Genomic DNA, 11,948 nt, shown 5'->3' with positions numbered 1-11,948 from the left:
TAAATTGAAAATATGAGAAATAAATTATTATATTTAATTTTTATCTTGCCATTCTTTATGTCGTCATGTAATGGATGGTTGAATGTGGAACCGGAAGACGAGATTACCGAGGAGGAATTGTTCACCACGGGTAATGGCTTCCGCCATGCTTTGAATGGTATTTATTATAGCATGGAGTCGCAGAATCTGTATGGGAAACAGTTGACATGGGGAGTTGCGGATGCGTTGGGGCAAGTGTATGCTTATAATAAATCCGGTAGTGTAAATGACTTGGAGTACGGTGCTAAAAAGTACGCATGGGATTATTATGCGTTCAAGCCGGTAATTACTTCTATTTGGCAAGAAGCATATAATGTTGTGGCTAATTGTAATAATTTGGTACAACAGATTGAAAATGCTGATCCTGAGATATTTGATAGAAAAGGTCAGGAGAAAGCTATGATTTGGGGTGAGGCGTTGGCATTGCGTGCTTTCATACAGTTTGATATGTTGCGCTTATTTGCTCCTGCTCCTGCTGCCAATCCCGAGAAACGTAAGTTTATCCCTTATGTAGATACCTATCCCTCTTATGTTTCAAAGCCGAAGACGGTTGATGAATGCCTGGACTTGATTGCTAAAGATTTGAAAGAAGCAAAGCAATTGTTGTGGAAAATTGATACGGCAAGAACTTTCAGTAGGAATGATAATTTTGAAATCGCGGGGAATACGTTTCTCGGTCGTAGAGGTTTCCACTTGAATTATTGGGCTGCAACGGCTTTATTGGCACGAGTATATTTGTATGCGCAGAAAGAGGACGAGGCTTTGGAGCAAGCTAGTGAAGTGATTAATTTTGCCGCGAAGAAAGGGGCTTTTAGTATTGCCAACAGGTATTCCTATGGAGATCGGAAATGCTATTCGGATGTTATATTCGGGCTGCACGTCATTGACTTGTTGAAGTATAATTCAGCAGTAAATATCATGGACAATGAAAGTAAGGCTTATTACTTGTGTGTTTCTGAGATCGAGAAAAATTATTTTGGAGAAGATTTGTACAAAACGAAGGTTGAAAAAGAGGAGATCGTGAAGAGTAACGATTATCGTTTCACATACTGGATTGAGGATATGAAAAATCAACATTCAAATTACCGGTTTAGAAAATACGAAGCGATGACTTCCGGTTCGACGGCAACGGTGATAGATGTTTCCGATCATATTGTCCCGTTTATCCGGATGAGCGAAATGTATTATACTGCTGCCGAGATTTTGTGCAAACGGGGTGCGGAAGGATTGACCAAGGCAAAGACTTATCTGTCCTATGTAAAGAAGTGTCGCGGTTTAAAGGATGCTGACGTGTCCGTGAAGCAGATAACAAGTGCTAATACGGATGACTTTATGGATCTTTTGATTAATGATATGCGTCGGGAATGGCTGGGTGAAGGACAGACTTATTTTATTTATAAGCGTTTGAATAAAAATATCCCGTCGGAAAAAGGCGGTTTTATTGAGGCTGCGGAAAAGGTGTTTGTCGTTCCTGTTCCGGATATCGAAACTAATATAAAATAATGGATTATGAGAAAGCATATATTATTGGTATTTGCGTGGATGTGCGTCATCTCGGCTTGTAGCGAGAAAAATGTAATGGAGTATTCCGAGGATACGCTTTACGTGTACTTTGCGGCAGATGCTACTGCTGATAGTACGACTTATTCGTTCAAAGCTTTTCCTAGCGGGGAAATTCACATGAAAATTCCGATGAAGTCTAACGGTGTTTGGCTAACAAAGGAGCGGGAGTACACAGTGTCGGCAGACGAAGAATTTACAACCTTGCCTTCCGAACTGTACGTGTTGCCGGAGAAATGTATTTTCCCCGCGGGGCAAGCACAGGACACGATAGAAATCGTTTTATTGAATGGAGATTTGTTGAAAGAAAAGATTTGTCGTTTGATGCTGAAAGTTGACGAAACGGAATTGGTCAGAGAGGGGGATGATAAGTATAGTCGGGCGATCATCTTGGTTTCCGATAAACTAGAGCGTCCCCAGTGGTGGATCGTGTGGGATGGAGGTTATGGCGGCGTTCCCCAGTATAATATTGCAGAACATCTCTATTTAGGGGAGTATTCGGAAACGAAATATACGATGTTTCTGGAAGAATTGGCAAAAGACGGGGTGGAGTTTGACGGACAGGACAAAATGATCCTGAAAAAATATTCTTTACGGCTGAAATACCGGATCGAAGCATTCAATAATGATCCGGATAATATCGCTTCGGGAAAGGCTCCGCTAAAAGATGAAAAAGGTAATGAATTGGTTATTCCTGCAGTTGGATAAAAACGAGTAATTATGAAAAAGAATTTGATATATATATTCATTCTATTGTTTACGGTGGGTTGCTTGGACGATAAGAGTAACTACGATTATAAGGATTTAAATGATTTTGAAAATTGGAATCGTGATGGAGTGAAAAATGTAAAGGATAAATATACATTATATCCTGATGAAGAAATTAGGTTTGAACCCGAGGTGCGTTTTTCTATCGATACTTTGAATCCGGATGCTTCCTATGCCTGGTATTTGGGGGAAGAAGAGAAAATGACCTTGTTGAGCGATCAATTGAACTACACGTATACGGCAGAGCAGTTGGGTGATTTCAGCTTGTTATTCTGTGCAACGGATAATAAAAGTGGCGTTACGTTTTCCAAGGAAATTGAAGTGGCGGTTGTAGCCCCATGGAAAAATGGCTGGATGATTCTGTCAAAATCTGCTGGCAACGAGTCGCAATTGTCATTGATTTTATCTAAGAAACAATCAAAAACAGTGGTCGTTGATGGAAAAGAGCAATCAAAGGATACAATTGTTTATGTAGGAGAAGCGATGAATGTTGCGCCCGGTTTAGGGCAGGGACCTCGTAAATTGATTGAGAATTTTATTTATCCCACGGCACCTGGAATCGCCGTGGAGGATGAAGTGATGGTTTTACAGGAGAGTGGGGCTGTCGAATTGGATGGGAATAATTTGACTCCGGTGGGGTATGCGAAGAATGAATTTTTTGATGGAGTCCCGGATAATTTTGACCCGGTGGATGCCGTATTGAGTTATGACGGGAAATGGCTGTTAAATGCCGACAACTATATTTATTTGGCTAATCTCTTTGTTGCTATTGACTTGCATTCCGGATTTTATTTGAAAGATCCTAGTTTGAACGGTAAGAAAGTAAAAGCATTATTGCCGTATTACAAGGGCGACAACTATGGAAATTTCTTGATTGTCGGAATTGACGAGAACAATACTTATTTCGGCATCATGGACGATGGGGAATGCGCTTCTAATGATAATAGCTATACAATATTACCTGCAAATCACGTTGGTTCTTATTTGGAATTGGTAAATCTCTCTCAAGATGAGCATCCTTTTTTATTTAAAAATGTAGAAGGAGAGTTCGTGTTCCATACTTGGGCGAATGAAGCGGGTGGATATTATGCTCCTCCTGCCTATTTTTCAATCCTTCACCAAAACGGGAATTATTATTGGCATCGTTATGAACTCAATAGAGCGGATTATACTTATAAACCGGGGCATAAGATGGTTGTCGAGTCGAGTGAATACGGGGAATTACCCGCTTCCATTATGAACGATTATCGATGTGCTGCATTGCTGCCCTGGCAGGAGTTATTAGTGGTAGCTTCCGGTAATAAATTGAATATTTATAATTATTGGGATAAATTTATTTTTAATTTAACTTCTCTCCCGGAATTTGATTCTGAGATTGTCGGACTTGCCGTGAAAGATTATGACACGTATTACAAGACTCTCAACGCTCATTTGGCTGTAGCTTTGAAGGCCGGGGATGTGTATGTTTTTGAAGTGAAATATGATAATGCGGAACAAACTGCCGAGTTAGTGGAAATATATCATAAAGACGGTTTCGGGGAGATTGTGGATATCAAGTATAAATTTGGTAGCGGAAGTCGACCGGGGGCTGGCGGTTTGTATTAATATGTTGTTTTAGTATATTGATTTCGGGGGGAGCTTTGCTCCCTTCGTGTCTTCTTTTGTGTGTAAAAAAAAAGAATAGATCGTTTGTTAATTGTATGTAAATCAATCGATGATATGAAAAGGGTATTTGTATTATTGTCATTGCTATTATTGTTTGTGAGCGGATATGCCCAACAAAAAGCAAATTATAAGTTGGCAGAAAAATTACGGAATGTTTCATTTGGTAGCTTGGTAGGAAAATACAGCATGGGTATATTTCCCCGGCAAATCAATGATTCGGACAAGTTTTGGTTTGAGTTTGTTACGGAAGAGGGGAGAAACTTCTATTTTGTCGATCCGGCAAAAGGAGAGAAGCGGTTGCTTTTTAATCCCACGGATATAGCACAAGGGGTTAGTTTGATCACACGCAAAGCTTATAATGAGAAAGATTTAAGGATTTCTGATATGGAGTTTTCTAAAGATTTGTCCAAGATGACCTTCTCTATGGATGGTCATTATGAGTTTGATTTTAAGACGAAAAAAGTACGGCCGTTGGAAGAAAAGAAGAATTCAGAGGAAGACAATGAAGTTATATATTCCTGGATGACTTTCTCGCCGGACCGGAAATACATATTGTACGCGAAAAATCATAATCTGTATGTGCGGGGAAATAAAAATAGAGGGATGGATACCACGGAGATTCAGTTGACGACTGACGGAGAAAAGTATTATTCTTTTGCACGGGACCCCGAGGATGATAAGGAGGGAGAAGCCGAAACCAATGCCCGATGGTTTAAAGATTCCAGACATATTTATGTGGTGCGGGAAGATAGCCGTAAGTTACAGGATATGTTCGTGATAAATTCATTGATGAAGCGTCCCACTTTGGAGAAATATCGTTATGAGATGCCCGGCGAAAAAGATTTATGCCAGTACGAGCTGTGGATTATTGATGCCGGGGAAAAAACAGCCAACCGGGTCCCTGCCGATAAATGGACGGATCAGTATATTCAAGTGATCCAACCTGGGGAGAAAGGGGATAAGCTTTTCTTCCAGCGTTTTAAACGTACGTGGGATGAAATAGATATTTGCGTGGTAAACACGGAAACCTTGGAGGTGAAAGAATTAATACATGAAGTCGATAAGCCCTATCGGGATTATCATATGCAGAATACCGTCATATTGAATGATGGAAAAGATATTCTGTTTCGTTCCGAAAGAACAGGGTGGGGACATTATTATCACTATGACGGAGAAGGGCGTCTGAAAAACGTGATTACCTCCGGTCCGTGGGTCGCCGGGCAAATAGCCGCTATCGATACCGTGGGTCGCACGCTCTATTTGTATGGATATGGTCGGGAAAAAGAGGTAGACCCTTATTATTACATACTTTATAAGGCTCACATAGACAGGGAGGGAGTTACGCTGTTGACACCGGAGAACGCCCAGCACAGTACTGCATTTCTGTCCACCCGGCGTTATTTTGTGGACACTTACTCACGGGTAGATATGGAACCTAAAATTGTATTGAAAAGTAATCAGGGAAAAGTAATTATGGAATTGGCAAAACCGGATACCCGGCGTTTGCGGGAGATGGGATGGCGTGCCCCGGAACGCTTTACTGTGAAAGCGGCTGACGGAATAACAGATTTATATGGTATTATGTGGAAACCCGCAGATTTTGATCCGAACAAGAAATACCCGATTATTTCCTCCGTGTATCCCGGTCCATTTTTCGAGTACGTGAATACCTCATTCCAGCTAAATGACAGTTATAACATGAGGTTGGCACAACTTGGTTTTATCGTGATGGCGGTGGGACATCGGGGTGGGAGTCCGTTACGCGGGAAATTTTATCATCGGTATGGGTATGGTAATTTGCGGGATTATCCTTTGGCTGACGATAAGTATGTCATAGAACAATTGGCTGATCGTTATTCTTATATCGATATTACCAAGGTCGGGATTTTTGGGCATTCCGGGGGTGGATTCATGTCGACGGCTGCAATTTGTACTTATCCTGATTTCTACACGGCAGCCGTGTCTTCCGCGGGAAATCATGATAATAATATATTTAACCGGGGATGGTCTGAAATCTATCATGGTGTTCGTGAGTCTGTCGATACCGTGAAAGGTAAAGACGGGAAGGACAGTACGGTATATTCCTATTCTTGTAAAGTGCCGACAAACATGGAATTGGCGAAACGTTTGAAAGGACATTTGCTATTAGTCACGGGCGATATGGATAAAAATGTGCATCCTGCGAATACTTTGCGAATGGTTGACGCCTTAATCAAAGCAAAGAAAAATTTTGATATGATCGTGTTACCCGGAAACGGGCATGGTTTCCAAGGAGATGCCGATGCTTTCTTTGAACGAAAGTTGTGGGCTCATTTTGCAAAATATTTACTGGGTGATTCATCTGCTGATTATGAAAGTACAATTGAAAAATAGAGGGTATGAAAATAAATAAATTGCTGATAGTTTTATTTTTAATTGTTTTTTGTGTTACGGGATTTGCGCAACAGAAAGCAAATTACGAGTTGGCGGAACGTATGCGGGAAATCACGCAAGCTCCGATAACGAAGAATACATTATCGATAAGACCGAATTTTATTAAAGGGATAGATTGTTTTTATTATTCTTTTCGCACGGAAGAGGGTAAAAATTATTACTGGGTGAATCCCAAGCGGAAGATTAAGAAATTATTGTTCGATAATGTTGAATTAGTATCTAAAATAAGTGAGATTACCAAAAAGCCGTATAACTACAAGGATTTGGATATCGAGTTGAAATTTTTGGATAAGGAAACATTTCGATTCTATTTTGATAGTCAGAATTATATCTATAATATTCGTACAAAAGAATTGAAACCTTGGGAGGGTGAAAAACCGACTGGCTCGGATCCTTATTGGATGTACTATTCTCCGGATAGTACTTATATGTTATTTGCCAAACACCATAATCTGTATCTTGTCGGTAATCCGTTAAAAGGCAAGGATACAACAGAAGTGCAACTGACATTCGACGGGATGAAAAATTATTCTTTTAACCGGGAGGATGAAGGGGAACTGGACGGGCGTTTCTTGTGTAATGCCAAATGGTTTAAAAAAGGGAACAAGTTTTATGCATTGCGGGAGGATTCCCGGAAGGTGAATGATATGTGGCTGGTGGATGTACTTGCGCAACCTCGTCCGAAATTAGTAACGTACAAATATGAAATGGCGGGAGATAAAAATGTGATTCAATATACTCTGCTTATCGGGGATGCGGAATCACGGGAGGTTCGAGAGATTGATATCACCCGCTGGGCAGATCAATACGTGGACATCGTTTATAATAGTAACGATGGCAAACGTCTTTATCTTCAGAGGTACAAACGCACGTGGGATGAAGCGGATATCTGTATGGTCAATGTAGAAACCGGAGAAGTGAAATCGCTTATTCACGAGGAAAACAAACCTTATTTGGATTATCAGATGAGAAGTATCACTTTTCTCAATGATGGCGAAGAGATATTGTTTCGCTCGGAACGTAGCGGTTGGGGACATTATTATTTGTATGATAAAGATGGGAATCTGAAAAATCAAGTTACCTCGGGAGATTGGGTTACTAGTCCCCTACTTAAAGTGGATACCCTTCGCCGGCAGATATATTTTTATGGATATGGGCGTAAAGAAGGAGTGGATCCTTATTACTATATTTTATACCGGGCAGATTTGGACAAAGAGAATAAATTGGTTTGCCTGAGCCCGGAAAATGCTACGCATAATGTGGCGATTTCTCCCTCCAACGATTATTACGTGGATGGATATTCCCGGGTAGATATGAAACCTCGGAATGTTGTTCGTAACCGGAAAGGGAAAGTGATCATGACACTGGAAGAACCTGACTTGCATCGTTTGTATGAGATGGGATGGAAAGCCCCGGAGCGTTTTTCGGTGAAAGCAGCTGACGGGGTTACCGATCTGTACGGGGTGATGTGGAAACCTGCTGATTTTGATTCTACGAAATCTTACCCGATTATTTCTTGCGTATACCCCGGTCCGTTCTTTGAATATGTTCCCACTCGTTTCACGATCAATGATGCCTTGAATACCCGTTTGGCACAGTTGGGCTTCATCGTTATTACCGTGGGACACCGGGGATGCTCTCCGATGCGGGGGAAATATTATCATGCTTTCGGGTATGGAAATCAACGTGATTATCCCTTGGCTGACGACAAATATGTAATAGAACAGTTAGCGGATCGTTATGCTTTTATAAATAAGAAAAAAGTGGGTATTTACGGTCATTCCGGGGGAGGGTTTATGGCTGCGGCTGCGATTTGTACTTATCCGGAGTTCTACTCGGCAGCAGTAGCTTCTGCCGGGAATCATGATAACAATATGTATAACAAAGGATGGGTCGAGATTCATTTTGGAGTGCAGGAACGAAAGAAAATGGTGAAAGACTCTTTAGGTAATGAACATGAAGAGATCACGTACCATACATCGAGTAAAACAAATATGGATTTGGCAAAAAACTATAAAGGCGGCTTGTTGCTTGTGACGGGTGATATGGATCAGACCGTCCATCCGGCACATACCATGAAAATGGCGAATGCTTTGATTAAGGCGGGAAAGAATTTTGATATGCTGGTGTTGCCCGGTAGTACACACGGGTACGGGAAGATAGCGGAAGACTTTTATGAACGGAAGCTGTGGCACCATTTTGCTCGTTTGCTTTTAGGGGACTCCTCTGCGGACTATCAGACAGACTTGGATTACTTTATGAAGAGATAAATTCCTAAAGTATGGGATATTAAATTTATCATGATGAAATTAATTAAATACGGAATGATTTTCCTGTCGATTCTTTTCGGCGGGGAAATCGGACTTGCCCAAAAGAGGGCTTTGGACACGGCTGCATATAAACTATGGCGAAGAGTGGATGCTCCCAATATCTCGGATGACGGGAAATGGGTGACATACCGATTTGTTCATATCGATTCCCGCTATGACACGTTACCCCCGGTGACCTATTTGTACCATCCGGAGAAAAAAACAAAAGTAGCGCTTGAACATATCGTTCGACCTACCTTTTTCGCAAACGGGAAATGGTTGCGTTACACGGTGGCGGCTTCTGAAACGGACTCCTGTGTTCGCGATTCGACGTTCTTGTTGCGTTTACGTGATATGAAAAAGATTTATTGGGACAGAAAATATGATTTCAAGGAATACAATACATCAGAATTAATTACTTATTCTTATCCGATAGATAAAGAACAGCCGGACATGAAAAGATGGGTTGTTCGGAACATCGGGACGAATGATTCCATCGTGATGGATAGTGTCGAGAATTGTACTTTGTTGAAAGGGCATAAAGCCATGGTTTATATCAAGAATCATGGGGAGTACAAGTCTTTGTGCTACCGTTCGTTGCGAGGGGATCCCGTCGTTATTTTTTCGGATAGGGAGAAGATATTAAAAGATTATTCGTTATTGCCTCACCAAATGCAGGGAACTTTTACCGTTGCGTCTGATTCTTCGATAAGCAAAAATCCGAACCTGCTTTATTCTTTTTCTTTGCCGGAAGGAGAGTGCCGATTTTTAGTGGATTGGGAACAGGTACAATTTCCCGAAAACTATACATGGCGAGGTCGGGCTTATCGGTTGTCTGATAACGGGAACCGGATTATTCTGGATGTCGATACTTTGTACTGGGAACCGACGAAAAAGCAAGGGAAGAAAGATACCCGCTTCGAGTTGGAATTATGGACTTGGGATGACGAGGTTTCTTCTCTTCAACAGCGAAGTGGTAATTACAGAACGAGTAACGTGAAATTTGCTTATAATCTCGATACGAAGACGTGCTGCCGGGTAACAAATCAAAAAATGGAAAAGTTGATTTTGCCGGAGAGTGACCGGTGCGATTATGCTTTTACCTTGGATAGAACTCCCTATAAGCGTTTTGCCGACTGGAAGAGCGATATTAATGCGGATATTTACTTGGTTAATCTGAACACGGGTGAAACGGTACTCTTCGAGCAGAATGCTTATGTGGAACCGGTATGGAGTCCGAATGGCAAGTATGCTTTGTGGTACGATGCGCTGGGAAAGACCTGGTATAAAATTGATCCGGAAACCCGTGAACGGGTGAATATCTCTGGGGAAATAGGTTATCCCGTCTATAATGAATGGCACGACCTTCCCAAGCCTGCCGATGCTTATGGCATTGCCGGATGGACGAAAGACGGGAATCATGTCGTCCTGTATGATCGTTATGATATGTGGGTGGTTGACCTGTCTGGCCAGGAAAAGGTCTATTCATTGACGAATGGATATGGGCGAGCCACGAGTCGGCAGTTCCGTCGGTTGAAAAATGATTACGATGATAAGATTATTGATCTGAAAAATGGTTTTTTAATGACTTCCGTGAATTTGGATAATCGGGACGAAGGGATTTATCGGTTTTTGCCTAACGGGAAAATAAAGAAATTGATAGAAGGTGCTTATTCTATTTCAATAAACCAACGATCCGATAACGAGAAATATTGTATTTTTTCCCGGCAGAGTTATACCGAATCCCGTGATTTATGGTGGAGTGATTTGACCTTTACCCGTCCTGTGCGGATAACGGATGTAAACCCGCAACAAAAGGATTATGCGTGGGGAACCGTAAAATTAATCAAGTGGATAAATTACGAGGATAAAGAAAATGCCGGGTTGCTTTATTTACCGGAGAATTATGATCCGAACAAACGCTATCCCGTCATCGTGAACTTTTACGAGACACATACCGAGGGTTTGCATGGATATGTCGTACCCACTTGGAGTAGTGGGATGCTGAATGTTATTTCTTACGTCAGTAACGGGTATGTCGTGTTTATGCCGGATATACATTTTACCGTGGGCTCTCCCGGTGAAAGTTGTTATGATGCCGTGGTCAGCGGCACACAATGGCTTATTGACAACGGTATTGCCGATAAGGACCGTATCGGCATACAAGGGCATAGCTGGTCCGGTTATCAAGTCGCTTACCTGGTCACCCGGACGAATATGTTTGCTTGTGCCAGTCCGGGAGCTGCCGTATCTAGCATGATCTCCGCGTATACCGGTATTCGTACGGGTAGCGGGATGCCCCGGATGTTCATGTACGAGGAAACGCAGAGTCGTTTGGGTAAATCCCTATGGGAAGACAAAGAGATGTATCTTCGCCATTCCCCCATTCTAAATGCAGATAAAATACAGACCCCCCTGTTGATATTTCATTGTGACAAGGATGAGGCTGTTCCCTATTCCGAGGGGTTGAATTTGTTTCTTGCCATGCGACGTTTGCAGAAACCCGCTTGGCTACTGAATTACAAGGGAGAACGCCATTTCTTATATAATAAAGCGGCAGAGGCGGATTGGACGATACGGATGAAACAGTTTTTTGACCATTACCTGAAAGGAAGTCCGGAGCCTCGTTGGATGAAAGAAGGAATTCATGCTAATGAGCGAGGTTTCGATCAAAAGTATGATTGGGTGAAGTGAATTTTTGAAATAATAATTTTAATCAGAATAATATGAGAAATTTGTTGTGTATAGGTTTAACCTTACTGTGTTTGGCTTGTGCCAGTGATCCGCAAAAAGAGATGGAGAAAAAAATTATTGGTGAATGGTGCAATCCTTACACCTATGAATCAACCGGAGAGTTGAAAGGCTTCCATTTCAAAAAAGGAGGTGTCTGTGAAGCGATCAATATCCCGACTTTAGATTTAAAGACCTGGAATATTGAAGAAGGATATTTGTTTATAAAAGGTTTTAGTCTTAAGGGGAATGGCGAAAAAGAAGTTTACGAGACAAAGGAGAAGATAGATCTGTTGACTACTGATTCTTTATGCCTTTTGGCACGGGAATCAAATCCCCGGCTTCTTTTTCTATATTTGAACACGAAGATTATTAAAGAACGGGTTACCGTGGATACTTTGTTACGAAAGTAGTATTATAAAATGTAAGAAGCCCGTCTAACTT

General features: G+C 41.5%; 7 protein-coding genes. All 7 read left to right on the top strand.

Annotated elements, in window-relative coordinates:
• Window positions 1-12: 12 nt before the first annotated feature.
• The 7 genes from DWW52_RS07350 to DWW52_RS07320 all read left to right on the top strand — a co-directional run bounded on the left by DWW52_RS07350 (window position 13) and on the right by DWW52_RS07320 (window position 11,917).
• Window positions 13-1,542 carry a RagB/SusD family nutrient uptake outer membrane protein gene (locus tag DWW52_RS07350; protein ID WP_118714808.1) on the top strand — a complete coding sequence of 510 codons (1,530 nt, stop codon included), beginning with the start codon at window positions 13-15 and terminating at the stop codon, window positions 1,540-1,542.
• A 6-nt stretch (window positions 1,543-1,548) separates the two neighbouring features.
• Window positions 1,549-2,307, top strand: a complete 759-nt coding sequence (locus DWW52_RS07345) for a DUF4843 domain-containing protein (protein ID WP_118714807.1) — start codon at window positions 1,549-1,551, stop codon at window positions 2,305-2,307.
• A gap of 12 nt (window positions 2,308-2,319) precedes the next feature.
• Window positions 2,320-3,972 carry a PKD-like family lipoprotein gene (locus DWW52_RS07340; protein ID WP_118714806.1) on the top strand — a complete coding sequence of 551 codons (1,653 nt, stop codon included), beginning with the start codon at window positions 2,320-2,322 and terminating at the stop codon, window positions 3,970-3,972.
• Between the two features lie 114 nt (window positions 3,973-4,086).
• Window positions 4,087-6,405 carry a DPP IV N-terminal domain-containing protein gene (locus DWW52_RS07335; protein WP_118714805.1) on the top strand — a complete coding sequence of 773 codons (2,319 nt, stop codon included), beginning with the start codon at window positions 4,087-4,089 and terminating at the stop codon, window positions 6,403-6,405.
• A gap of 5 nt (window positions 6,406-6,410) precedes the next feature.
• Complete coding sequence (locus DWW52_RS07330) at window positions 6,411-8,735, top strand: DPP IV N-terminal domain-containing protein (RefSeq protein ID WP_118714804.1); 2,325 nt, start codon at window positions 6,411-6,413, stop codon at window positions 8,733-8,735.
• A gap of 33 nt (window positions 8,736-8,768) precedes the next feature.
• The gene (locus DWW52_RS07325; protein WP_233556755.1) at window positions 8,769-11,468 is read left to right on the top strand and encodes a prolyl oligopeptidase family serine peptidase; all 2,700 of its coding nucleotides are present in this window, start codon (window positions 8,769-8,771) and stop codon (window positions 11,466-11,468) included.
• A gap of 32 nt (window positions 11,469-11,500) precedes the next feature.
• The gene (locus DWW52_RS07320) at window positions 11,501-11,917 is read left to right on the top strand and encodes a lipocalin family protein (RefSeq protein ID WP_118714802.1); all 417 of its coding nucleotides are present in this window, start codon (window positions 11,501-11,503) and stop codon (window positions 11,915-11,917) included.
• Window positions 11,918-11,948: the final 31 nt, after the last annotated feature.

It is taken from the genome of Odoribacter sp. AF15-53 (assembly GCF_003479425.1).
In the GTDB taxonomy this organism is placed as follows: domain Bacteria; phylum Bacteroidota; class Bacteroidia; order Bacteroidales; family Marinifilaceae; genus Butyricimonas.
This window is presented reverse-complemented; position numbering and strand designations above follow the sequence as displayed.